This is a genomic window from Streptomyces sp. NPDC039423, from assembly GCF_055598725.1.
This window is the reverse complement of the sequence record NZ_JBVKAH010000001.1, coordinates 926,271-950,326: the sequence shown is the minus strand read 5'-3', so window position 1 is coordinate 950,326 and position 24,056 is coordinate 926,271. Positions and strand designations below refer to the sequence as shown.

Here is a 24,056-nt window from a genome sequence, read left to right as displayed (position 1 = left end):
CGGCCGTTCACTCCACGATGATCAGGAGTTCAACCCTGCCACGCGCGTCACAGGACCCGTCGCATCGCGAGGTGCGGTATCCCGGCGTCCTGGAACTCCTCGCCGTACGCCTCGTACCCGAGGCGCTCGTAGAAGCCGAGCGCGTGCGTCTGGGCGTGGAGGTCCACCGCCGTCAGCCCACGCGCGCGTGCCGCCTCCTCGACGGCCCGCACCAGGGCCACGCCGACCCCCAGGCCCCGCGCGGCCGCGGCCACCGCGAGCCGGCCCAGCGAGCCCACGCCCTCGGCGCCGCCGGTCTTGCCGGCCGCATCCGCCCCGTGCAGCAGCCGGCCGGTCCCCAGGGCCGCCCCGTCGGCGCGGCGGACGGCCAGTACGTGGACGGCGGTCGCGTCGTACGCGTCGTACTCGATGTCCTCGGGAACGCCCTGCTCGACGACGAAGACCGCGCGGCGCACCGCGAAACCGGCCTCCCGGTCGGCCGCGCTCACGGCCTCCCGGACGACGAATCCGCTCACGCGCTCTCCGCGGCGATCCGGTCCAGGGCGTGCTGGAGGTCGTCGGGGTAGGTGCTCGCGAACTCGACCCAGCGGCCGTCGGACGGGTGCTCGAAGCCCAGGCGCACCGCGTGCAGCCACTGGCGGGTCAGGCCGAGGCGCTTGGCCATCGTCGGGTCGGCGCCGTAGGTCAGGTCGCCGACGCACGGGTGGCGGTGGGCCGACATGTGCACGCGGATCTGGTGGGTGCGGCCGGTCTCCAGCTTGATGTCCAGCAGGGAGGCCGCGCGGTACGCCTCGATCAGGTCGTAGTGGGTCACCGAGGGCTTGCCCTCGGCGGTGACCGCCCACTTGTAGTCGTGGTTCGGGTGGCGCCCGATCGGCGCGTCGATCGTCCCGCTCAGCGGGTCGGGGTGCCCCTGCACGAGCGCGTGGTACCGCTTGTCGACCGTACGGTCGCGGAACTGCGCCTTGAGCAGCGTGTACGCGCGCTCCGACTTGGCCACCACCATGAGCCCGGACGTACCGACGTCCAGGCGGTGCACGATGCCCTGCCGCTCGGCCGCGCCGGACGTGGAGATCCGGTACCCGGCCGCCGCCAGGCCGCCGATCACGGTCGTCCCGGTCCAGCCCGGGCTCGGGTGCGCGGCCACGCCGACCGGCTTCGCGATCACGACGATGTCGTCGTCGTCGTGCACGATCTCCATGCCCTCGACGGGCTCGGCGACGATCTGCACCGGGGCCGGGGCCCCCGGCATCTCGACCTCCAGCCACGCGCCGCCGGTCACCCGCTCGGACTTGCCGACGGCGGCGCCGTCGACGAGCACCTTCCCGGCCGCGGCCAGCTCGGCCGCCTTGGTCCGGGAGAACCCGAACATACGGGCGATGGCGGCGTCGACGCGCTCGCCTTCGAGGCCATCGGGAACGGGCAGCGTACGGATCTCGGGAATCGTGCTCACCCGTCGAGTATGCCTTGTCAGTCCTTGTGGACGGTCCCGTCCGGGTCCAGCCCCCGGAACGACAGGATCACAATGAGGAACCCGCCACACACGATCGCCGAGTCCGCCAGGTTGAACACGGCGAAGTGCGCGGGCGCGATGAAGTCGACGACCGCGCCCTCGAAGACGCCGGGCGACCGGAAGATCCGGTCGGTGAGGTTGCCGAGCGCACCGCCGAGCAGCAGCCCCAGCGCGATCGCCCAGGGCAGGCTGTAGAGCTTGCGCGCCAGGCGGATGATCACCACGATGACCGTCGCCGCGATGCAGGTGAAGATCACGGTGAACGCCTCGCCCATGCCGAACGCCGCGCCAGGGTTGCGCACCGCCACGAACTTCAGCAGGTCTCCCACGACCTGGATCGGCTCGTGGTGCTCCAGCTTGGCCACGACGAGCATCTTGCTGCCGAGGTCCAGCAGGTAGGCCACCAGGGCCACGCCGAACAGCGCCATGACGCGGCGCCTGCCCCTGGGCTGCTCGGCGGGCGCCGCAGCCTCGTCGTCAAGATCCGGCGTACCGATGGTGCGCTCCGCCTCTGCCACGTGAGTCCCTCAACCTAGGTGCCTGACTGAGCACGAGGGTACGGCACACACGTGCGGACGCGGCTCCCTCAGCCCCTCCGTTCCTGCTTCTGCTTGTCCTCCACGCACAGGGTGGCGCGCGGGAAGGCCTGCATCCGCGCCTTGCCGATGGGCTTGCCGCACACCTCGCACAGGCCGTACGTCCCCGTGTCGAGCCGCTGGAGGGCGTGCTGGGTCTGCTCCAGCGTGGCCCGGGCGTTCGCGGCGAGCGCCATCTCGTGCTCGCGCGTGATGTTCTTGGTCCCGGTGTCGGCCTCGTCGTGCCCGGCGCCGTCCCCGGAGTCCCGCATCAGCCCGGACAGGGCCTCCTCGGAGGCGGTGATCTCCGCCTGGAGGCGGACCGCCTCGCTCTCCAGCTCGGCCCGCGCCTCCGCGACCTCCTCGGGGCTCCAGGGCTCCTCCCCCGGCCGTACGGCGAGGTCCTCGGGCGCCGTCTCGGCGACGCCCCTGGCGGTCGGTACGGCCGAGGCGGCCGGCGCCGTGGTCACATCCGCGGTCTTCTTCGCTGCCACTTTCCTGGCTCCTGTCTTCTCCGCGGCCTCGGCCGCCCCCTCGGCCGCGGCTGCGGCCTTTCCCGCGGCCTTGCCGGCCACGCGTTCGTTCCCCGCCCGGACCCCGCCGAGGGCCCCCGCCCCACCCTCCGCCACCTCCGCGGAACCCGCCTCCCGGGCGGTGGCCTTCTTGGCGCTCTTGCCGGCGGTGGTGCTCCTGGCGGTCGTTTCCTTGCCGGTGGTCTTCCTGGCGGTGGTGCTCTTGCCGGTGGTGTCCTTGGCGATGGTGTTGTCGGCGGCCGTCTTCTTGGCGGTGGTCTTGTCGGCGGCCGTCTTCTTGGTGGTGGTGTTCCTGGCGGTCGTCGTGCCGGCGGTCGCTGCTTCGGAGGTCGCTTCGTGGGCGGCTGCCTTGGCGGCTGCCTTACTGGCGGTCGCCTTCCTGGTGGTGGTCGACTTCTTGGCGGCCGTCTTCTTGGCGGTGGTCTCGCCGGAGGTCGCTGCTCCGGCGCTCGCCCTGTCGGCAGCCGCATCCTTGGCGGTCGCCTTGCCTGGGGTCGCTGTCCTGGCGGACGCCCTACCGGCGGTGGCCTGCTTGACGGTCGCCTCCTTGGCGGTCGTTTCCTTGGCGGTCGTTTCCTTGGCGGGCGCCCTGCCGGCCGTCTTCTTGGCGGTGGTCGCTCCCTTGGCGGTCGCCCCGCCGGCGGTCGCCCCGCCCGTCGCCGTTCCGGCGGGCGTACCGGCGCCGCCCCCCTCGTCGGCAGCGGTCTTCTTCCCCGCGCGGCCGCCGCCAGACGCCTCCTTCTTGCCGGCCGGCTCCTTGCCGGCCTCCCCGGTCGCCTTACGGGTGGGCGCGGAGGTGCTCCGGGCAGCGGCAGCGGCCCTCCGGGCGGGCGCCTCCGGGGTGCCGCCGTCCGGGGCGGGGGTCCCGGGAGCGGCACGGCCCGCCCCGGAGGCGGCCTTCTGGGCCGTGGCCCGGGCGGCGGTCTTCCTGGCCGCCGGCGCGGCCCGGTCGGAGGCGGTGCGCCCCGGCGGGGTCGGCGCCGCGGCCTCCGCCGTCTCGGCGCGCTTCGCGGACCGGTCCGCCCGCTTCGCGGCAGCGGCAGCGGTGCCGCCCCGCGCGGTGCTGCTCGTTGCCGCACCGCCCACGGCCTTCTTCGTGACCGTCTTGCGGGCCCGGGCGGGCGCGGCCCGCCCCGCGGCCGTCGCCGACGCCGTGCTCTTCTTCCCCGTCGTGTCCTTGGCCGCCGCGCCCGTGGCGGCGGATCTGCCGGACGCCGTCTTCTTCTCGGCGGTCTTCTTCGCCACCATCTCGCGGCCCCTTCACATATTGTGATCTTGCTCGCGAATCGTGCTGGGACGATAAATCGACCGGAGCGCCGCGGCAACGGGGCACGCCGCCGGTACGGACGCCCCGTACCCGCGGCCAGGACGGCCTGCATCCGTTGTGCCCAGCTCCCCGCCCGGTAATCCGCCTCCGCACCCGCCCCCGAGCCGGTCGGACCGCGTGTGGCCATTCGGGTCACTAGCCCACCCGCCGGGAAAGGGGTCGGCCGCTCGCCGGTCGGGCCCTTACACTGGGCGCAGCGAAAGGCTTGGATGGGGACGAGTAGCGTCGTACGCAGCCATGAGCGACCCGGGGACGGTGAGAGCCCGGGGGCGAGCCCGATGTGAAGCATCACCCCGGAGCCGCCGGAAGAACGCCCGCGGGAGACCGCGCGGTCAGTAGACCCGGCATCGCGACCCCAATGAGGGGGCTCAGGGCGCCCACGAGGCGCCCGGGGCCAAGGAGGGTGGTACCGCGGGAGCCGCGCAGCGCAGGCGCTCTCGTCCCTCCGACGGAACGAGGAACAGTCCGCCGGAGGATTCGATGTCGCAGTACCGCCAGGTACCCGCCCAGGTCGACCTGCCCGCGCTCGAGCACGCCGTGCTCGATTTCTGGCGCGAGGCCAAGGTCTTCCAGAAGTCCCTTGAGCAGTCCGAGGGCCGCCCCGAGTGGGTCTTCTACGAGGGCCCGCCCACCGCCAACGGCATGCCGGGCGCCCACCACATCGAGGCCCGCGTCTTCAAGGACGTCTTCCCCCGCTTCCGCACCATGCGCGGCTACCACGTCGCCCGCAAGGCCGGCTGGGACTGCCACGGCCTGCCGGTCGAGCTGGCCGTGGAGAAGGAGCTCGGCTTCTCCGGCAAGAAGGACATCGAGGCGTACGGCATCGCCGAGTTCAACGCCAAGTGCCGCGAGTCCGTGACCCGCCACACCGACGCGTTCGCCGAGCTGACGACCCGCATGGGCTACTGGGTCGACCTGGACGACGCGTACCGCACCATGGACCCGGAGTACGTCCAGTCGGTGTGGTGGTCCCTCAAGGAGATCTTCGACAAGGGCCTGCTGGTCCAGGACCACCGCGTCGCCCCTTGGTGCCCCCGCTGCGGCACCGGCCTGTCCGACCACGAGCTGGCCCAGGGCTACGAGACGGTCGTCGACCCCTCCGTGTTCGTCCGCTTCCCGCTGACCTCCGGCCCCCTCGCCGGGGAGGCCGCCCTCCTCGTCTGGACGACGACCCCCTGGACCCTGGTGTCCAACACGGCCGTCGCCGCCCACCCCGAGGTCACCTACGTCGTGGCCACGAACGGCACCGAGAAGCTGGTCGTCGCCGAGCCGCTCCTCGCCAAGGCCCTCGGCGAGGGCTGGGAGGCCACCGGCCGGACCTTCACGGGTGCCGAGATGGAGCGCTGGACCTACGAGCGCCCCTTCGAGCTGATCGAGTTCCCGGCGCCCGCCCACTACGTCGTCAACGCGGACTACGTCACCACCGAGGACGGCACCGGTCTGGTCCACCAGTCCCCCGCCTTCGGTGAGGACGACCTCAAGGTCTGCCGCTCGTACGGCCTGCCCGTGGTGAACCCCGTCCGGGCCGACGGCACCTTCGAGGAGGACGTTCCGCTGGTCGGCGGCCAGTTCTTCAAGAAGGCCGACGAGGCCCTCACGGCCGACCTCCAGGCCCGGGGACGGCTCTTCAAGCACATCGCGTACGAGCACAGCTACCCGCACTGCTGGCGCTGCCACACGGCGCTGCTGTACTACGCGCAGCCGTCCTGGTACATCCGTACGACCGCCGTGAAGGACCGGCTCCTGGAGGAGAACGAGAACACCAACTGGTTCCCGGACTCCGTCAAGCACGGCCGCTTCGGCGACTGGCTCAACAACAACATCGACTGGGCGCTCTCCCGCAACCGCTACTGGGGCACCCCGCTGCCGATCTGGCGCTGCGAGGAGAACCACCTCACCTGCGTCGGCTCGCTCGACGAGCTGTCCGGGCTCACCGGCACCGACCAGTCGTCCCTGGACCCGCACCGCCCGTACATCGACGACGTCACCTTCCCGTGCCCCACCTGCCGGGAGACGGCCACCCGTGTCCCCGAGGTCATCGACGCCTGGTACGACTCGGGCTCGATGCCGTTCGCGCAGTACGGCTACCCGTACAAGAACAAGGACCTCTTCGAGAAGCGCTACCCGGCGCAGTTCATCTCCGAGGCCATCGACCAGACGCGCGGCTGGTTCTACACGCTGATGGCCGTCGGCACCCTGGTCTTCGACAAGTCCTCGTACGAGAACGTCGTCTGCCTCGGGCACATCCTCGCCGAGGACGGCCGGAAGATGTCCAAGCACCTGGGCAACATCCTCCAGCCCATCCCGCTCATGGACCAGCACGGCGCCGACGCGGTGCGCTGGTTCATGGCGGCCGGCGGCTCCCCGTGGGCGGCGCGGCGCGTGGGCCACGGCACCATCCAGGAGGTCGTCCGCAAGACGCTTCTCACCTACTGGAACACGGTGGCCTTCCAGGCGCTGTACGCCCGCACCTCGAACTGGGCGCCCTCCGCCGCCGACCCCGCCCCCGCCGACCGCCCGGTCCTGGACCGCTGGCTGCTCTCCGAGCTGCACGCCCTGACCGACCAGGTCACCCAGGCCCTGGAGGCGTACGACACCCAGCGGGCCGGCAAGCTGCTGTCCGCGTTCGTCGACGACCTCTCCAACTGGTACGTGCGCCGGTCCCGGCGCCGCTTCTGGCAGGGCGACAAGGCGGCCCTCCGGACGCTGCACGAGGTCATCGAGACGGTCACCCGCCTCATGGCCCCGCTCACCCCGTTCATCACCGAGCGTGTCTGGCAGGACCTGGTCGTCCCGGTGACCCCGGATGCGCCCGAGTCCGTCCATCTCTCCACCTGGCCGGAGGCGGACCTCTCCGCCATCGACCCGGCCCTCTCCGCCCAGATGGCCCTGGTGCGGCGTCTGGTGGAGCTGGGCCGCGCCACGCGCGCGGAGTCGGGCGTCAAGACCCGTCAGCCCCTCTCCCGCGCCCTGGTCGCCGCGACGGGCTTCGAGGCCCTGTCGCCGGAGCTGCACGCCCAGATCACGGAGGAGCTGAACGTCAGCTCGCTGGCCTCCCTCTCGGAGGTGGGCGGCTCGCTCGTCGACACCACCGCCAAGGCGAACTTCCGTGCCCTCGGCAAGCGCTTCGGCAAGGGTGTCCAGGACGTGGCCAAGGCGGTCGCCGCCGCCGACGCCGCCGCGCTCTCCCTCGCCCTCCGCAACGGCGAGGCGACGCTGGAGGTCAACGGGGAGACGATCACCCTGGCCCCCGACGAGGTGATCATCACGGAGACGCCCCGGGAAGGCTGGTCGGTCGCCTCCGACGCGGGCGCGACGGTCGCCCTGGACCTGGAGATCACCCCGGAGCTGCGCCGGGCGGGCCTGGCCCGGGACGCGATCCGCCTGATCCAGGAGGCCCGCAAGAACAGCGGCCTGGACGTCGCGGACCGTATCGCCCTGCGCTGGGAGTCGACCGACCCCGAGGTCGTCTCGGCCCTCGCGGACCACGCCGAGCTGATCGCGGACGAGGTCCTGGCCACGGACTTCGCGTCCACCGACGCGGACGCGACGTACGGCGAACCGTTCACCGACGAGGGTCTGTCCCTCACGTTCCGCCTCCGCAAGGCCTGACCACCCGAAGGGCCCGGCCCCGGCCGGGCCCTTCCCCCCTCGCTCCCGCCCCGCCCCGTTGTGGGCAGTCGTTCCGCCGGGGCGGAACGGGTGGGCACAACGGAACCAGGGCGGCGCTCTTTCCCGTTCCCCCGGAGCGGTGCGCCGCACCGGGGCGCCCAGGGCGCGGGGGCGCGACCGGACAGCGCAAAGGGCCGGGGCCCAGGACGGTGTACGTCCCGGGCCCCGGCCCTCCTGCCTACCGACGGCTACGCGCGCGGCGCGCGGCGCCCGCCCGTCAGTTGTCGTCCTCGTCGATGAGGAAGCCACGCATCGGCGACGGAGCCTGCTGCATCGGCTGCGGCGCCTGCGGCCGCACCGGTGCCATCGGCTGCGTCATCGCGGGCGACATCTGCTGCTGGCCGCCGTAGGACGGGCCACCGCCCATCGACGGGCCGCCGCCCATGGTCTGGTTGCCGCCGTACGACGGGGCGCTCGCACCGGCGGACGCCATCGACGGGGACGGCGGCAGCGACGGGGCGGACGGCGTCCGCGGCGGGGCCAGCGAGTCGTCGGCCTGGGTCTCCAGCTGACGGAGCTGGCTCTCCAGGTACGACTTCAGCCGCGTGCGGTACTCGCGCTCGAAGCCCCGCAGGTCCTCGACCTTGCGCTCCAGCGTGGCGCGGGCCGACTCCAGCGAGCCCATGGCGACGCGGTGCTTCTCCTGGGCGTCCCGCTCCAGGGCGTCCGCCTTGGCGCGGGCGTCGCGCTCCAGGCCCTCGGCGCGCGAGCGGGCCTCACCGACGATCTTGTTGGCCTCTGAGCGGGCCTCCGCGATCGCCTGGTCGGCCGTCTGCTGGGCGAGGGAGAGCACCCGGGCCGCGCTGTCGCCGCCGGGGCCCTGGCCGGGCTGGGGCATCTGCGGACCGTGACCGCCCATGGGGCCACCCATGGGACCGCCCATCGGGCCACCCATGGGGCCGCCCTGCATGGGGCCCGGGCCGTGCTGGCCCTGCGGGCCGCCGTGGCTGGGACCGGCCGGCAGCTGAGGAGCACCACCGGGCAGCTGGGGGGGACCCATCTGCGGGGGCTGCTGCTGGACCGGCGGACCCGATATCCCGGCGGGCACGGGAGCGCCGGGACCCACGGGGCGCTGGTCCTGCTGCTCCGGAGGCTTGCGCATGCCCTGCTGCTGCTGGTTCTGCGCGGCCGCGCGGGTGGCGGCGGCGAGCTTGGCGCGCAGGTCCTCGTTCTCGCGGAGCAGACGCGTCAGTTCGGCTTCGACCTCGTCGAGGAAGGCATCGACCTCGTCCTCGTCATAGCCTTCTCGGAGGCGGACGGTCGTGAACTGCTTGTTCCGCACGTCCTCGGGGGTCAGCGGCATCTTTCCTTCACCTCTACGTAGTCGTCGGCAGTCGGCAGGACCGTTATCGCTACACCCTCATCATGAAGCTGTTCACGATGGAGATCAGGATGTAGACGATGATCATCAGAACGAAGAAGGACAGGTCGAGTGCCACGCCCCCGAGACGCAGCGGCGGGATGAACCGCCGCAGAAGCTTCAGTGGTGGATCGGTGACAGTGTAGGTGGCCTCCAGTACGACCACCATCGCCTTCCCGGGTTGCCATGAACGAGCGAACTGGAAGACGTAGTCCATGACCAGCCGGAAGATCAGGACGACAAGGAAGCACATCAGAGCGATGTAGATCACTTGTAGTGCGACGCCCATCCCGCGCTTCCCTCTCCCCTGATCCCATGTCCACCGGCCTCCCGGCCGGCCGTTCCCGGTGTCGTGCTCTCAGCTCTGGTTGAAGAATCCGCCCTCTGCGATGCGGGCCTTGTCCTCCGCCGTGACATCGACGTTAGCAGGCGACAACAGGAACACCTTCTGCGTCACTCGCTCAATGCTGCCATGCAGCCCGAAGACGAGACCGGCGGCAAAGTCGACAAGTCGCTTCGCGTCCGTGTCGTCCATCTCGGTGAGGTTCATGATCACAGGCGTGCCCTCGCGGAAGTGTTCCCCGATGGTACGGGCCTCGTTGTACGTCCGCGGGTGCAGCGTGGTGATGCGGTAGGGCTCCCGCTCGGACACGACCTTGGGCATGATCACCGGTGCGTTCTTCTCCAGGCTCGGGCGTTCAGGTGTGATGGATGCCACGGGGGCGATTCGCGCCGGTCGTCCACTTTCAGCGGGAAGCGGAACGGGGTCGCGCTGCACGGGCGGCTGGGGGACGACGCGCACCGGCTCCTCGCGCTCCGCCTGGTGCGGGGGCTGGTGCGGGGGCTGGTGGCGCCGTCGGTCGCGCTCGGGCTCCGGCTCCAGTTCGGGTTCGAAGTCGTCATCGGGGTCGAAACCCCGGCCGTCGTACCCATCGTCCTCCACGAGGCCGAGGTAGACCGCCATCTTGCGCATCGCGCCGGCCATTCTCTGAGTCCTCCGCTCTGTGGTGGATCGCCCTCACCATTAGTGGGCACAGCGTCACCAAGTGCCCGCGATCCACGAGGCCTGTCCGCTGTTCGGCGGAAATGACCATATTTTCTGCTGTGGTCCGACTTGCTTCGCGACGTTACCCGAGCCGGGGTCGGTCTCCGAGTACCGCCGTACCGATGCGCACATGTGTCGCTCCGGCCGCCACCGCGTCCTCGAGGTCCGCACTCATCCCTGCTGACACCATGTTCGCAGCAGGATGGGACGCGCGCACGCGGGATGCCAATTCCATCAGCCGGTCGAACGCGGCCCGTTGGCGTCCCGCGTACGGCCCGGCCAGCGGCGCGACGGTCATGAGGCCGTCCAGCCGCAGCCCCGGCGCCCCGGCCACGGCGGCGGCCAACTCCTCGACGCCGTCCGGCCCGACGCCGCCGCGGTCGCCCCGCTCGCCGGACCCGGCGTCGAGGGCGACCTGGATCATGCACCCCAGCTCGCGCCCGGCGCGCTCCGCGGCGGCCGAGAGCGCGGTGACGAGCTTCGGACGGTCGACCGACTGCACCTCATGTGCATAACTCGCCACAGAACGGACCTTATTGGTCTGGAGCTGGCCGACGAAGTGCCACGTCAGCTCGAGGTCGGCACAGTCGGCGGCCTTGGGCGCCGCGTCCTGGTCCCGGTTCTCGGCGACATGACGGACCCCCAGCTCGTGGAGCAGCCGGACGTCGCTCGCGGGGTAGGTCTTGGTGACCACGATCAGGGTCACCTCCTCGCGCTGTCGCCCGGCGGCGGCGCACGCGGCGGAGATCCGTTCCTCCACCCGTGCCAGGTTCCCGGCGAGCTGAGCCTTGCGGTCCGTCATCTGCTATCCGTCCAACCAGACATATCCGGCGAGCCGCCCGGTCGTGCGGTCGCGGCGGTACGAGAAGTGGTCGCGCGACTCCCGCGTGCAGACGTCCGACGCGCGCCGGTCGCGCACCCCCAGCGCGTCGAGCTGGGCGTGCACCCCGGCGGTCACGTCCACGGCCGGAGTGCCCCAACTCGTCTCCGCGTGCGCCTGGGGAACGGCGGCGGCCACCTCGTCCCGCATGGCCGCGGGGACTTCGTAGCAGCGCCCGCACACGGCCGGGCCGGTACGGGCGGTGATCCGGGACGCCTCGGCACCGAGCGCGATCATGGCCCGGACGGTGGCCGGCACGACGCCGGCGACCATGCCGGGACGGCCGGCGTGCGCCGCGCCCACCACGCCCGCGACCGGGTCGGCCAGCAGGACCGGCGTGCAGTCGGCGGTCAGCACGGCGAGCGCGAGACCGCGCCGGGCGGTGACGACGCCGTCCACCGCCGGTACGGTCTCGCCCGGCGCCCACGGCCCGTCGACCACGGCGACCTCCCGGCCGTGCACCTGGTTCATCCACACGACCCGCCGGGGATCGAGTCCCAGCGACTCGGCGGCGAGCCGCCGGTTGGCGGTGACGGAACCGGGGTCGTCGCCGACCGCTCCGCCGAGGTTGAGCTCTTCGTACGGAACGGCGCTCACCCCGCCCCACCGGTCGGTGAAGGCGAAGTGCGCGCCGCTCACTGAGTCGTGCTGCCCTATCACGTCACACGGTCACTTCAGGAAGTCCGGGACGTCCAGCTCTTCGGCCGAGGTGTCCGGGTACGGGCGGGCCGGCGGGACCGCCGGAGGCGTGACCGACAGGGAGCTGTCGTTCACGGCCGGGGCGGGCTCGGCGGCCGGAGCCGGGGACTCCTCGCGGACCGGGACGGTACCGAGTCCGCCGACCGGACGCGGGGCCTCGGTGGTCCGGGCCGGCGGCGCGGGCTCCTCGCGCTTGCTCGACCCCGCGCTGAGGATGTTGTCGCGCCGGGCCGGCGGCTGGCCGCCGTCGAAGCCGGCCGCGATGACCGTGACCCGCACCTCGTCGCCGAGCGCGTCGTCGATGACCGCGCCGAAGATGATGTTCGCCTCCGGGTGGGCGGCCTCGCTCACCAGCTGGGCGGCCTCGTTGATCTCGAAGAGACCGAGGTCCGATCCGCCGGAGATGGAGAGCAGCACGCCCCGGGCGCCGTCGATGGACGCCTCCAGCAGCGGCGAGGAGATGGCCATCTCGGCCGCGGCCACCGCGCGGTCGTCGCCGCGGGCCGAGCCGATGCCCATCAGGGCCGAACCCGCCTCGGACATGACCGACTTGACGTCGGCGAAGTCGAGGTTGATGAGACCCGGGGTGGTGATGAGGTCGGTGATGCCCTGGACACCGGAGAGCAGCACCTGGTCGGCGGACTTGAACGCGTCCAGCACGCTGACCTGGCGGTCCGAGATGGACAGCAGCCGGTCGTTCGGGATGACGATGAGGGTGTCGACCTCTTCGCGGAGCTCGGCGATGCCGTCCTCCGCCTGGTTGGCGCGGCGCCGGCCCTCGAAGGTGAACGGGCGGGTGACCACACCGATCGTCAGGGCGCCGAGCGAGCGCGCGATGTTGGCGACGACGGGTGCGCCGCCGGTGCCGGTGCCGCCACCTTCGCCGGCGGTGACGAAGACCATGTCGGCCCCCTTGAGGACCTCCTCGATCTCCTCGCGGTGGTCCTCTGCCGCCTTGCGACCGACTGCCGGGTTGGCTCCGGCCCCGAGGCCGCGGGTGAGTTCCCGGCCGACGTCGAGCTTGACGTCGGCGTCGCTCATCAACAGTGCTTGCGCGTCCGTGTTGATGGCGATGAACTCGACGCCCTTGAGACCGACCTCGATCATTCGGTTGATGGCATTGACACCACCGCCGCCGACACCGATGACCTTGATGACTGCGAGGTAGTTCTGCGGTGCTGCCACGTCGAAGGCCTCTCGCCTCGAGTTACGTGTCGCCACTTCGCGGTGGTCCCGCGCCGTGACGACGGATGCCGATGGGACGGTCCGAAACGCCGACCCAAACCCTAACGTTGAAGTTTAGGGTTACCAGTGTCTCTGTTCGCTGGACTCTTCCGAACAGGACACTAAGTCGACAAGTGGCGCACGTTCAACGAACACGCCGAACCTCCCGTTTTTCTTTTCACCCTATGTGATCACCCATAGCGCTGACCAACCAGGGTGCTGGCCAGGGCGTATGTGCGTCAACTCCGCGACGCCGCCGGGGCGGTCGGGGCACTCACGTCGAAGTGCCCCGCTTTGGGAGCCGCCTTCATCAGTGCGACGAGCGCACGCGCTTTCGCCTCGCCGTCCTCACCGCTGCCCCACACCACGGTCCGGCCGCCCCTCAACTCCAGGGTGATCGAGTCGTACGAACGGACCCGGAGGACCTTGGCGTCCCGGGCCACCGGTGCCGGCAGGTCGCCCGCCACGCCGACCGCCTCGACGGTCAGCCGGCCCGCGTCGAAACGGCGCAGGCTCGGGGACCGGGCCACCACCAGCTCCAGCAGGGGCACGCCCTTGGGGGCCCTCGCCGCGTCGACCGTGGCGAAACGCACACCCTTGGCGTCCACTTCCGTGAACTTTCCGCCCTTTTCCACCAGGAGTACGGGGGTGCGCTCGACGACGTTCAGGACGATGCCGTGCGGCCAGGAACGCACCGCGTCCACCGAGTCGATACGGGGCAGGGCGCGCCGCAGCCGGTGCTCGATCGCGTCCGTGTCGACCGACACCAGCGGCGCCCCGACCGGGACCGCGGCGGCCGCCTCGACCTGGGCGGGCGTCAGCACCCGCGTCCCGGACGTGGTGACCTCCCCGACCCGCAGCCACGCGGAGCCGTAGAAGAGCCACAGCCCGCCCACCAGCAGGGCCACGGCGGCCAGGAGCAGGAGCAGGGCCCAGCGGCCGGACGACGGCGTCCGGCCGCCGCCCGGCCCCCGCCGCCACCGGAGCGACGGCCGGGCCGGGGACGACCCCTTGGGCTTCGCGCCCCTGGGCTTCCCGCCCCCGGTCCCCCGGGGGCCCGGAGCGCCGCGCTCGGTGGTCGTCGTCGGCCCGGCCATGCTCCCTGCCTTCTCACGCCCGGTGGCGTGCCGCGATCGCCTCGTAGACCATGCCGACGAGCAGGTCGTCGGCGTCCCGGCGGCCGAACTCGGCGGCGGCGCGGGACATCTCGTACAGCCGGTGCGGGTCGGAGAGCACCGGGAGCACGTTGCCCTGGACCCACTCGGGCGTCAGCTCGGCGTCGTCGACCAGCAGGCCGCCGCCCGCCTTGACCACCGGCTGGGCGTTGAGCCGCTGTTCGCCGTTGCCGATCGGCAGCGGTACGTACGCGGCGGGCAGCCCGACGGCGGAGAGCTCGGCGACGGTCATCGCGCCCGCGCGGCACAGCATCATGTCGGCCGCGGCGTACGCGAGGTCCATCCGGTCCACGTACGGTACCGGGATGTAGGGCGGCATCCCGGGCATGTTGTCCACGTGCGGCAGTTCGTTCTTCGGGCCCACCGCGTGCAGGATCTGGATGCCGGAGCGCTGGAGGACCGGGGCGACCTGCTGGACGACCTCGTTGAGGCGGCGGGCGCCCTGCGAGCCGCCGGAGACCAGCAGCGTCGGCAGGTTGGGGTCCAGACCGAACGCGGCGCGCGCCTCCGGGCGGACCCGGGCGCGGTCCAGGGTGGCGATGGTGTGCCGCAGCGGGATGCCGATGTAGCGGGCGTTGCGGAGCTTGCTGTCGGGCGTGGCGACGGCGACCCCGGCCGCGTACCGGGACCCGATCTTGTTGGCCAGGCCGGGCCGGGCGTTGGCCTCGTGGACCACGATCGGCACGCCGAGCCGCTTGGCGGCCAGGTAGCCGGGCAGGGCCACGTAACCGCCGAAGCCGACGACGCAGTCGGCCTTGGTGCGCTCCAGGATCTGCTCGGCGGCCTTGATGGTGCCACGCAGCCGCCCCGGGACGGTGATCAGCTCGGGAGTGGGCTTGCGCGGCAACGGGACGGCGGGGATGAGCGCCAGCTCGTAGCCCCGCTCGGGTACGAGACGGGTCTCGAGTCCCCGTTCCGTACCGAGGGCCGTGATCCCCACGGTCGGGTCCTGCCTGCGCAGGGCGTCCGCGAGGGCGAGCGCGGGCTCGATGTGGCCGGCGGTCCCCCCACCGGCGAGTACGACATGCACCGAAATTCACCGCTCTCCGGACGGACGCTTCTTGACGCGCCGTCGCATCGACTTCCAACTCACCCCGGCCCATGTGCCCGGGCCAGGCTGTCGCATGGCCAGGGCCGCCTTCGCCGCGGGCTCCTCTCGCGCGAAGGCGATGAGCAGACCGACGGCGAACATGGTCGGCAGCAGGGCGGAACCCCCGTAGGAGAACAGCGGGAGCGGGACACCGGCGATCGGCAGCAGGCCGAGCACCGCACCGATGTTGACCACGGCCTGCGCCGTGATCCAGGTGGTCACGCCTCCCGCGGCATACCTCACGAAGGGGTCCTCCGTGCGTCCGGCCACGCGGATACCCGCATAGCCTAGAGCCGCGAACAGGGCGAGCACCGACAGCGTCCCCGCCAGCCCCAGTTCCTCCCCGGTGATGGCGAAGATGAAGTCGGTGTGAGGTTCGGGGAGTTGGCCCCATTTTTCCACACTCGCCCCCAGCCCGGAACCGAACCATCCGCCCGACGCCAGAGCATAGATCCCGTGCACGGCCTGCCAGCACGAGTCCCCCGGGCCGGGTTCGGTGGCGCCGATGCAGGCGAGCCGCGCCATCCGGTTCTCACTGGTCCGGATCAGCATCACGCCGATCGCGGCGGCGACCGCCAGGACCCCGACGAACAACCGGGTGGGGGCGCCGGCCAGCCACAGCAGGCCGAAGAGGATCGCGGTGAGGATGATCGCCGTCCCCATGTCCCCGCCCAGCATGATCAGGCCGAGCAGCAGGAAGGCGATCGGGACGAGCGGCACCAGCAGGTGCTTCCACTGGGTCAGCAGCCGTTTGTCCTGCTTGCGGGCGAGCAGGTCCGCGCCCCACAGGATGAGCGCCAGCTTGCCGAACTCGCTGGGCTGGAGCTGGAAGGGGCCGCCCAGGTAGATCCAGTTCTGGTTGCCGTTGACCGCGTGCCCTATGCCGGGGATCTGGACCAGCACCATCAGGAAGACGGTCCCGACGAGCAGCGGGTAGGCGAGGGCCCGGTGCAGTTTGGCCGGGACCCTGGAGGCGAACAGCAGCAGCCCGGTGCCGATGGTGGCGGCCAGGAACTGCTTGCGGAAGAAGTAGGTGTCGGAGAGCGACAGCTCCAGCGCCTTGATCTGGGACGCGGAGTAGACCATCACGAGGCCCAGGACGGTGATCAGCAGGCTGGCGCCCAGGATCACGTAGTACGCGGTCAGAGGGCGGTCCCAGGCCCTCCGTGCCCGTTCGTAGAGCCCGCGCGCCCCGCTCCCCCGCGGCGGGCGGGGTACGGGGCCCCTGCGGACGCGCCCGGCCGCCTTGCGGGCGGCGGGGGGCCGTCGCAGTCCGGCGGTCCGGCCGCGCAGGGCGAGACCGGCGCGGTGCGGTGCGTACGCGGCGGCGTGGTCGGCCGGCATGGTCGCTGTCCCCTCCAGTCGTGCCCGGCGCGGCCGGACCTGGTGGCTGTCAGGCGCGCTCGGCGGCGAGTGCGCGGACCGCGTCCGCGAACGCCTCGCCCCGCTTGTTGTAGTTGACGAACATGTCCATCGAGGCGCAGGCCGGGGCGAGCAGGACCGTGTCCCCGGGCCGGGCGAGCCGTGCCGCCTCCCGGACCGCCGCCGGCATCGCCCCAGTGTCGGTCCGGTCGAGGTCGACGACCGGTACCTCCGGGGCGTGTCGCACGAGGGCTTCCCGGATCAGGGCCCGGTCGGCGCCCATGAGTACGACGCCGCGCAGCCGCTTCGCCGCCGTGGCCACCAGCTCGTCGAAGGTCGCGCCCTTGGCGAGGCCCCCGGCGATCCAGACGATCGGGTCGTAGGCGGCCAGCGACGCCTCCGCGGCGTGCGTGTTGGTGGCCTTGGAGTCGTCGACGTACCGGACGCCCTCGATCTCCTCGACCAGCTCGATACGGTGCGGGTCGGGCCGGAAGGCCCGCAGTCCGTCGCGTACGGCGGTGGCCGGGACGCCGAAGGCCCGCGCGAGCGCGGCGGCGGCGAGCGCGTTGGCGATGTTGTGCGGGGCCGGCGGGTCGATGTCGGAGACCTGGGCGAGCTCCTGGGCCTGCTTCTGCCGGTTCTCGACGAAGGCCCGGTCCACCAGGAGGTCGTCGACGACGCCGACCTGGGAGGGGCCGGGCGTGCCGAGGGTGAAGCCGATGGCGCGGCAGCCCTCCTCCACGTCGGCCTCGCGCACCAGGTCCTCGGTGGCCTTGTCGGCGACGTTGTAGACGCACGCCACCTGGTTGCCCTCGTAGACGCGGCCCTTGTCGGCGGCGTACGCCTGCATGGAGCCGTGCCAGTCGAGGTGGTCGGGGGCCAGGTTCAGGACGGCGGCCGAGTGGGCGCGCACGGAGGGCGCCCAGTGGAGCTGGTAGCTGGACAGCTCGACGGCGAGGACGTCGTACTCCTCCTCGCCGAGCACCGCGTCCAGCAGGGAGACGCCGATGTTGCCGACGGCGGCGGTCCTGAGGCCCGCCGCCTCCAGGATGGCGGCGAGCATCCGCACGGTCGTGGTCTTGCCGTTGGTGCCGGTGACCGCGAGCCAGGGGGCGGCGCCGGGGCCCCGCAGCCGCCACGCCAGCTCGACGTCGCCCCAGACCTCCACGCCCGCCTCGGCGGCCGCGGCGAACAGCGGCTTGTCCGGCTGCCAGCCGGGCGTGGTGACGACCAGTTCGGTGCCCTCCGGCAGGGTGGCCCCGTCGCCGAGGCGGACGGTGATGCCCTCCGCCTCCAGCTCCGCCGCCTGCGTGCGGGAACGCTCGTCGTCGCCGTCGTTGACGACCGTGACGCGCGCTCCCAGGCCGGCGAGGACACGGGCGGCGGGGATGCCGCTCACGCCCATGCCGGCGACGGTGACGTTCTTGCCCTGCCAGGAGGTACTCACTTGTCGGCTGCCCATCCCGCGTAGAAGAGGCCCAGTCCCACGATGACGCACATGCCCTGGATGATCCAGAAACGGACCACCACCAGGACTTCGGACCAGCCCTTGAGTTCGAAGTGGTGCTGGAGCGGCGCCATCCGGAAGACCCGCTTGCCGGTCATCTTGAAGGAGCCGACCTGGATGACGACGGACATGGTGATGAGGACGAACAGGCCGCCCAGGAGGGCCAGCAGCAGCTCCGTGCGGGAGCAGATCGCCAGGCCCGCGAGCGCGCCGCCGAGGGCGAGCGAACCGGTGTCACCCATGAAGATCTTGGCGGGAGAGGTGTTCCACCACAGGAAGCCGAAGCAGGCGCCCATGAGGGCGGAGGCGACGACGGCGAGGTCGAGCGGGTCGCGCACCTCGAAGCAGGCGTTGGGGTTGGTCAGGGTCTCGGCGTTGGCGCACGACTCCTGGAACTGCCACAGCCCGATGAAGGTGTACGCGCCGAAGACCATCACCGAGGCGCCGGTCGCGAGGCCGTCCAGGCCGTCCGTCAGGTTCACGCCGTTGGACATGGCCAGGATCATGAACAGCGCCCAGACCACGAACAGCACCGGGCCGATGGCCCAGCCGAAGTCCGTGATGAAGGAGAGCTTGGTGGAGGCCGGCGTCTGGCCGCGGCTGTCGGCGAACTGGAGCGCCAGGACGGCGAAGGCGATGCCGACGATCAGCTGGCCGGCCATCTTCGCCTTGGCCCGCAGACCGAGCGACCGCTGCTTGACGATCTTGATGTAGTCGTCGAGGAAGCCGACGAGGCCCATGCCCGCCATCAGGAACAGCACCAGGACGCCCGAGTAGGTCGGGTCCTCCCCCGTGATGACCTTGGCGAGCGCGTACGCGATGAGCGTGGCCAGGATGAAGGAGATGCCGCCCATGGTGGGCGTGCCCTTCTTGCTGCCGTGCGTGCGCGGGCCGTCGTCCCGGATGAACTGCCCGTATCCCTTGCGGGCCAGGAGCTTGATCAGCAGCGGCGTACCGATCAGGGTCAGGAAGAGCCCGATGGCTCCCGCGAAGAGGATCTGCCTCATCGGCCGGTGACCTCGCCCTCGGTGGTGTTCTCGAGCAGTGCCTGGGCGATCCGCTCGAGCCCGACCGACCTTGATGCCTTCACCAGCACGACGTCTCCCGGGCGCAGCTCACTGCGCAACAGGTCGATCGCCGCCCGTGCGTCGGACACGTGCACCGACTCCTCACCCCACGAACCCTCGTTATATGCGCCCAGTTGCAGCCAGGACGCTTCCCTGCCCCCGACTGCGACGAGCTTGCTGACGTTGAGCCGGACGGCGAGCCGTCCGACCGCGTCGTGCTCGGCGAGCGCCTCGTCCCCCAGCTCGGCCATCTGACCGAGCACCGCCCACGTACGGCCCCCCTTGGCCTGTGCTGCCTTGCCCATGGCCGCGAGCGCGCGCAGGGCGGCTCGCATGGACTCCGGGTTCGCGTTGTAGGCGTCGTTGACGATCGTCACACCGTCCGGACGCTCGGTGACCTCCATGCGCCAGCGGGAGAGGGTGCCCGCCTCGGAGAGCGCGGTGGCGATCTCGTCGACGGACATGCCCAGCTCATGGGCGACGGCGGCCGCGGCGAGCGCGTTCGACACGTGGTGCTCACCGTACAGGCGCAAGGTCACGTCACTGCACCCGGTGGGTGTGTGAAGCCTGAATGCGGGCTGTCCGGTCTCTGTGAGCCGGACGTTCTCGGCCCGTACGGTCGCGTCGTCGGCCTCGCCGAACAGCGTCACGCGCGCGTGGGTGCGGCTTTCCATGGCCCGGACGAGGGGGTCGTCGGCGTTCAGCACGGCGATGCCGCCGTCCTCGGCGGAGGGCAGCGCCTCCACCAGCTCGCCCTTGGCCTGGGCGATCTGCTCGCGGCCGCCGAACTCGCCGATGTGGGCGCTGCCCACGTTCAGGACGAGGCCGATGGACGGCGGGGTCAGCTCGGTGAGGTAGCGGATGTGGCCGATTCCGCGCGCTCCCATCTCCAGGACGAGGTGCTCGGTGTCCTTCTCCGCGCGCAGCGCGGTGAGGGGCAGGCCGATCTCGTTGTTGAGGGAGCCGGGCGTCCAGACGGTGGGGCCCTTGCGCTGGAGCACCTGGGCGATCAGGTCCTTGGTGCTGGTCTTGCCGGCGGAGCCGGTGAGCGCGACGACGCGGGTGCCGAGGCGCCCGACGACGTGGCGGGCGAGGGCTCCGAGGGCCGTGCGCACGTCGTCCACGACGATGGCGGGCACCCCGACGGGGCGGGTGGCCAGTACGGCCGCCGCGCCCGCGTCCATGGCGCGCAGTGCGTAGTCGTGGCCGTCGACGTTCTCGCCGGCGAAGGCGGCGAAGAGCGAGCCGGGCTCGACCTGGCGGGAGTCGATGACGACGGGGCCGGTGACCCGCACGGCCGGATCCGGTATGTCGGACGACTGCCCGCCGACGATTTCGGCGATCTCGGCGAGGGAGAGGGCGATCACTACTTCATCCCTGACTGTTCTGGATTGCTTCGCGGAGGACCAGGCGGTCGTCGAAGGGGCGGACCACTCCGGCGATGTCCTGGCCCTGCTCGTGGCCCTTGCCGGCGACCAGCACGGTGTCGCCGGGCCGGGCGCGTGCCACGGCGGCGGCGATCGCGGCGGCCCGGTCCTCGAAGACGGCGACCTCGCCGCGTTCGTGGACGGGCACCGACGCGGCGCCGGCGAGCATGGCGGCGAGGATCGCGAGGGGGTCCTCGGAGCGGGGGTTGTCGGAGGTGAGGACGGCGGTGTCGGCGAGGCGTGCCGCGGCGGCGCCCATGGGGCCGCGCTTGGTGACGTCCCGGTCGCCGCCGCAGCCGAGGACGACGTGCAGCTTGCCCTCGGTGACCTTGCGCAGCGAGCGCAGGACCGATTCGACGGCGTCCGTCTTGTGGGCGTAGTCGACGACGGCGAGGTAGGGCTGGCCCGCGTCGACGCGCTCCAGGCGGCCGGGGACGCCGGGGACGGCGGCGACGCCGTCGGCGGCGGTCTGGGGGTCGATCCCGGCCGCGGCGAGGGTGACCACGGCGGCGAGGGCGTTGGCGACGTTGAAGGGGCCGGCCAGCGGGGCCTCGGCGCTGATGCGCTCGCCCTCGGGGCCGACGATGGTGAACGTGCTCCCGATGGCGCCGATCTCGACGTCCTCGGCGTGCCAGTCGGCGTCGGGGTGGCCCTCGGCGGAGAAGGTGACGACCGGGACGGAGGCCTCCTTGACCAGCCTGCGTCCGTACTCGTCGTCGTAGTTGACCACGCCCAGGCGGCTGCGGCGCGGGGTGAAGAGCTGCGCCTTGGCCTGGAAGTAGTCCTCCATGCCGGAGTGGAACTCCATGTGCTCCGGGCTGAGGTTGTTGAAGACGGCGACGTCGAAGACGCAGCCGTCGACCCGGCCGAGCACCAGCGCGTGGCTGGAGACCTCCATGGCGACGGCTTCGACGCCGCGCTCGCGCATCACCGCGAACAGCGCCTGGAGGTCGGTGGCCTCCGGGGTGGTCCGTTCGGACTTGATGCGTTCGCCGCCGATGCGCATCTCCACGGTGCCGATGAGTCCGGTGCTGCGGCCGGCCGCCTTGAGGCCGCCTTCGACGAGGTAGGCCGTGGTGGTCTTGCCGGAGGTGCCGGTGATGCCGATCTGGAGCAGGTCGCCGCCGGGGCGGCCGTAGATCTCGGCGGCGAGCTCGCCCATCCGGCCGCGCGGGTCCTCGGTGACCAGGACCGGCAGGCCGGTCGCGGCGGCGCGGTCGGCGCCCGTCGGGTCGGTGAGGATCGCGACGGCTCCGAGGTCGGCGGCCTGGCCGGCGAAGTCGGCGCCGTGGAGGCGGGAGCCGGGCAGGGCCGCGTACACGTCTCCGGGGCGTACGGCCCGGGAGTCGTGGGTGATGCCGGTCACCTCCGCGTCGCCCTGCACGGGCGTGTCCAGCCGGGCCGCGAGTTCGCCCAGGGGTGTGGGGCGGACCTGGACCGGCCGGGGCGCCCCGGGGCGGTTCGCGGGGGCGTCCGTCGGGGTGGTTCGGGACTGATCAGCGTGTGGCACGGCGGTGAGCGTACCGGGCGCACCCGTGATCGGGCTAAATGAGGGCGCCTGGGCCGCGTGGCCGCCGGAACGGTTCCCGGGGTCGGGGGTGGTGGTTGTCACTGGTTGCTCCCGCCGGCTCACTCGCCGGGTTTGAACGTGACCGGCATCCGGGGTGGTTGTTTGCCGGTGGGTGCGACTTGCAGGGTCTTGAGGGCGAACTCCATGACCTTCTTGTAGATGGGTCCGCAGATCTGGCCGCCGAAGTAGCTGCCGCTGGTGGGGTTCTGGATGGCGCAGTAGACGGTGATCCGGGGATCGTCGGCGGGGGCGAACCCCGCGAAGGAGGCGGTGTAGCCCTTGTAGCGGCCGAGTTGGGGGTCGACGCGGTTGGCGGTACCCGTCTTGCCGGCGACCCGGTAGCCGGGGATGGCGGCCTTGGTCCCGGTGCCCTCCTCGTCGTCGACGACCGACTCCAGCATGGCGGCGAGGGTCTTGGCGGTCTTCTCGCTGACGACCCGGGTCTGCCGGGGGGCGGGGGCGGGGGTGAAGCGGCCGTCCGGCCCCTTGGTGCCGCGTACGAGGGTGGGCTCGACGCGTACGCCGCCGTTGGCGATCGTGGAGTAGACGGACGTCGCCTGCATGGCGTTGAGGGACAGGCCCTGGCCGAAGGGGATCGTGTACTGCTGCGAGGTGGACCAGTCCTGGGGCTTGGCGAGGATGCCGGAGGTCTCGCCCGGGTAGCCGAGGCCGGTGGGGCTGCCGAGGCCGAACTTGCGCAGGTAGGAGTGCAGGACCCGGTTGGCCTGGGCCTGGGTGGGGCCGAGCTGGCCGGTGGCCAGGATGGTGCCGATGTTGCTGGACTTGGCCAGGACGCCGTTGAGCGTCAGGTACCAGGTGGGGTGGTCGATGTCGTCCTTGAACAGCCGGTCGCCGCGGTGGAGGCGGTTGGGGACGACCACGTGGGTGGAGGGCGTGGCGGCGCCCTCCTCCAGGACGGCGGCCATGGAGATGACCTTGGCGGTGGAGCCGGGTTCGTAGGCGTCCTGGAGGGCGGCGTTGCCCATGGCGGCGGAGTTGGCCTGGCTCAGGTCGTTGGGGTCGAAACCGGGGGCGTTGGCCATGGCGAGGACCTCGCCGGTCCGGGCGTCCTGCACCATCACGTAGCCGCGGTCCGCCTTGGACTCCTCGACCTGCCGGGTGATGGCCTGCTGGGCGGCCCACTGGATGTCCCGGTCGATGGTGAGCTCGATGTCGGAGCCGGGGACGGCGGGGGTCTCGCGGGCGCCGACGGTGGGCACCCGGCGGCCGCCGGACTGGGCGTACTTGATCTTGCCGTCCTTGCCGGCCAGTTCCTCGTCGAGCATGGACTCCAGGCCGCCGCCGCCGCGCCCGTCGGCGTTGACGTACCCCAGTATCCCGGCGGCGAGGGTGCCGTTGGGGTACACGCGTTTGGTGCTGGGCTCGTTGAAGATGCCGGCCAGGATGCTGACGCCGGTGCCGCCGCCCGCCTTGCCGGCGCGGGCCTTCTCGGCGAAGACGTTCTTCAGGTCCTTGATCTGCTTCCAGACCTGGGGGGTCTGGCGGCGGGCCAGCAGGGCGTAGCGGGACTTGGGCGCCTTGAGCTTGGCGACCAGTTCGGCGGGGTCCTTGCCGAGGATCGGCGCGAGGAGGGCGGCGGCCTGCTCCGGGGCGTCGGGGGCCTTGCTCTCCTCGGGCGTGAACATCTTCGGGTCGGCGGTGATGTCGTACGCGTCGACGCTGGTGGCCAGAGCGATCCCGGCGCGGTCGGTGATCTCGCCGCGCTCGGCGGACAGCGTGAACTCCTGGTACCGGTTCTTCTCGGCCTTGGCGGCGTACGCGCTGGCGTCGACGGCCTGGACCTGGAGGAGGCGCACGACGAACGCCAGCATGACCAGCGTCAGGCCCAGGCTGACCAGCCTCAGCCGGGGCCGGGGGCTGCCGAGCCGGATGGTGCGGGCCCGGGCGGGCGGGCGTGGCGAGGGTCGCGGCCGGCGGACGGCCGGGCGGGCGGGCCGGTCCGGGCGGGCGGAGCGTTCCGGGCGGGCCGGGGCGGGCACGCGGCGGCGGGGGGGCTGGGTGGGGGGCAC

General features: G+C 72.0%; 19 protein-coding genes. 1 reads left to right on the top strand and 18 read right to left on the bottom strand.

The annotated features are described in order from the left end of the window. Window positions 1-47 precede the first annotated feature (47 nt). The 4 genes from ACZ7LK_RS04240 to ACZ7LK_RS04225 form a co-directional block, all read right to left on the bottom strand. Window positions 48-515 (bottom strand): GNAT family N-acetyltransferase, encoded by a 468-nt coding sequence (locus ACZ7LK_RS04240; RefSeq protein ID WP_392276182.1) that lies wholly within the window; start codon window positions 513-515, stop codon window positions 48-50. Beyond that, window positions 512-1,453, bottom strand: coding sequence for an RluA family pseudouridine synthase (locus tag ACZ7LK_RS04235; protein WP_392276181.1), 942 nt, complete (start codon window positions 1,451-1,453; stop codon window positions 512-514). Before ACZ7LK_RS04235 ends, ACZ7LK_RS04240 begins: the two co-directional genes overlap by 4 nt. A gap of 17 nt (window positions 1,454-1,470) precedes the next feature. Then, complete coding sequence (gene lspA, locus ACZ7LK_RS04230) at window positions 1,471-2,031, bottom strand: signal peptidase II (RefSeq protein WP_392276180.1); 561 nt, start codon at window positions 2,029-2,031, stop codon at window positions 1,471-1,473. 68 nt (window positions 2,032-2,099) lie between these two features. Continuing rightward, entirely contained in the window at window positions 2,100-3,869 is a 1,770-nt protein-coding gene (locus ACZ7LK_RS04225; RefSeq protein ID WP_471138289.1) for a TraR/DksA family transcriptional regulator, read from the bottom strand. Window positions 3,870-4,428: 559 nt separating this feature from the next. On the opposite strand from ACZ7LK_RS04225, the gene ileS reads away from it, so the two are divergent. Next, window positions 4,429-7,560: an isoleucine--tRNA ligase gene (ileS, locus tag ACZ7LK_RS04220; RefSeq protein WP_392276178.1), complete on the top strand. Its 3,132-nt coding sequence runs from the start codon at window positions 4,429-4,431 to the stop codon at window positions 7,558-7,560. 277 nt (window positions 7,561-7,837) lie between these two features. On the opposite strand, the gene ACZ7LK_RS04215 is transcribed toward ileS, so the two are convergent. The 14 genes from ACZ7LK_RS04215 to ACZ7LK_RS04150 form a co-directional block, all read right to left on the bottom strand. Then, window positions 7,838-8,923, bottom strand: coding sequence for a DivIVA domain-containing protein (locus ACZ7LK_RS04215; protein WP_392276177.1), 1,086 nt, complete (start codon window positions 8,921-8,923; stop codon window positions 7,838-7,840). 49 nt (window positions 8,924-8,972) lie between these two features. Further along, window positions 8,973-9,269, bottom strand: a complete 297-nt coding sequence (locus ACZ7LK_RS04210; RefSeq protein ID WP_392276176.1) for a YggT family protein — start codon at window positions 9,267-9,269, stop codon at window positions 8,973-8,975. 69 nt (window positions 9,270-9,338) lie between these two features. Beyond that, window positions 9,339-9,965, bottom strand: a complete 627-nt coding sequence (locus ACZ7LK_RS04205) for a cell division protein SepF (RefSeq protein WP_392276175.1) — start codon at window positions 9,963-9,965, stop codon at window positions 9,339-9,341. A gap of 142 nt (window positions 9,966-10,107) precedes the next feature. Then, complete coding sequence (locus ACZ7LK_RS04200; RefSeq protein ID WP_471138285.1) at window positions 10,108-10,827, bottom strand: YggS family pyridoxal phosphate-dependent enzyme; 720 nt, start codon at window positions 10,825-10,827, stop codon at window positions 10,108-10,110. 3 nt (window positions 10,828-10,830) lie between these two features. Further along, on the bottom strand, window positions 10,831-11,565 hold the full coding sequence (gene pgeF, locus ACZ7LK_RS04195) for a peptidoglycan editing factor PgeF (RefSeq protein WP_392276173.1): 735 nt from the start codon (window positions 11,563-11,565) through the stop codon (window positions 10,831-10,833). Window positions 11,566-11,574: 9 nt separating this feature from the next. Next, window positions 11,575-12,789 carry a cell division protein FtsZ gene (gene ftsZ / locus ACZ7LK_RS04190; RefSeq protein WP_392276172.1) on the bottom strand — a complete coding sequence of 405 codons (1,215 nt, stop codon included), beginning with the start codon at window positions 12,787-12,789 and terminating at the stop codon, window positions 11,575-11,577. Window positions 12,790-13,067: 278 nt separating this feature from the next. Next, the gene (locus ACZ7LK_RS04185) at window positions 13,068-13,925 is read right to left on the bottom strand and encodes a cell division protein FtsQ/DivIB (protein ID WP_471138283.1); all 858 of its coding nucleotides are present in this window, start codon (window positions 13,923-13,925) and stop codon (window positions 13,068-13,070) included. A gap of 13 nt (window positions 13,926-13,938) precedes the next feature. Further along, entirely contained in the window at window positions 13,939-15,033 is a 1,095-nt protein-coding gene (murG, locus tag ACZ7LK_RS04180) for an undecaprenyldiphospho-muramoylpentapeptide beta-N-acetylglucosaminyltransferase (protein ID WP_392276170.1), read from the bottom strand. A gap of 6 nt (window positions 15,034-15,039) precedes the next feature. Further along, window positions 15,040-16,437, bottom strand: coding sequence for a putative lipid II flippase FtsW (ftsW, locus tag ACZ7LK_RS04175; RefSeq protein WP_471138280.1), 1,398 nt, complete (start codon window positions 16,435-16,437; stop codon window positions 15,040-15,042). 49 nt (window positions 16,438-16,486) lie between these two features. After that, window positions 16,487-17,917 (bottom strand): UDP-N-acetylmuramoyl-L-alanine--D-glutamate ligase, encoded by a 1,431-nt coding sequence (gene murD, locus ACZ7LK_RS04170; protein ID WP_471138278.1) that lies wholly within the window; start codon window positions 17,915-17,917, stop codon window positions 16,487-16,489. Then, window positions 17,899-18,969, bottom strand: a complete 1,071-nt coding sequence (gene mraY, locus ACZ7LK_RS04165) for a phospho-N-acetylmuramoyl-pentapeptide-transferase (RefSeq protein WP_392276167.1) — start codon at window positions 18,967-18,969, stop codon at window positions 17,899-17,901. Before mraY ends, murD begins: the two co-directional genes overlap by 19 nt. Next, a complete protein-coding gene (locus ACZ7LK_RS04160) occupies window positions 18,966-20,396 on the bottom strand; it encodes a UDP-N-acetylmuramoyl-tripeptide--D-alanyl-D-alanine ligase (RefSeq protein WP_392276166.1) in 1,431 nt (476 codons plus the stop codon). Before ACZ7LK_RS04160 ends, mraY begins: the two co-directional genes overlap by 4 nt. Window positions 20,397-20,400: 4 nt before the next feature. After that, window positions 20,401-22,068, bottom strand: coding sequence for a UDP-N-acetylmuramoyl-L-alanyl-D-glutamate--2,6-diaminopimelate ligase (locus ACZ7LK_RS04155; protein WP_469464165.1), 1,668 nt, complete (start codon window positions 22,066-22,068; stop codon window positions 20,401-20,403). 17 nt (window positions 22,069-22,085) lie between these two features. Further along, window positions 22,086-24,056 (bottom strand): peptidoglycan D,D-transpeptidase FtsI family protein, encoded by a 1,971-nt coding sequence (locus tag ACZ7LK_RS04150; protein WP_392276164.1) that lies wholly within the window; start codon window positions 24,054-24,056, stop codon window positions 22,086-22,088.

Coding starts and splice junctions, on each gene's coding strand:
- ACZ7LK_RS04225 (WP_471138289.1), bottom strand. CDS start 3,869: ATGGTGGCGAAGAAGACCGCCGAGAAGAAGACGGCGTCCGGCAGATCC.
- ileS (WP_392276178.1), top strand. CDS start 4,429: ATGTCGCAGTACCGCCAGGTACCCGCCCAGGTCGACCTGCCCGCGCTC.
- ACZ7LK_RS04215 (WP_392276177.1), bottom strand. CDS start 8,923: ATGCCGCTGACCCCCGAGGACGTGCGGAACAAGCAGTTCACGACCGTC.
- ACZ7LK_RS04210 (WP_392276176.1), bottom strand. CDS start 9,269: ATGGGCGTCGCACTACAAGTGATCTACATCGCTCTGATGTGCTTCCTT.
- ACZ7LK_RS04205 (WP_392276175.1), bottom strand. CDS start 9,965: ATGGCCGGCGCGATGCGCAAGATGGCGGTCTACCTCGGCCTCGTGGAG.
- ACZ7LK_RS04200 (WP_471138285.1), bottom strand. CDS start 10,827: ATGACGGACCGCAAGGCTCAGCTCGCCGGGAACCTGGCACGGGTGGAG.
- ACZ7LK_RS04185 (WP_471138283.1), bottom strand. CDS start 13,925: ATGGCCGGGCCGACGACGACCACCGAGCGCGGCGCTCCGGGCCCCCGG.
- ftsW (WP_471138280.1), bottom strand. CDS start 16,437: ATGCCGGCCGACCACGCCGCCGCGTACGCACCGCACCGCGCCGGTCTC.
- murD (WP_471138278.1), bottom strand. CDS start 17,917: ATGGGCAGCCGACAAGTGAGTACCTCCTGGCAGGGCAAGAACGTCACC.
- mraY (WP_392276167.1), bottom strand. CDS start 18,969: ATGAGGCAGATCCTCTTCGCGGGAGCCATCGGGCTCTTCCTGACCCTG.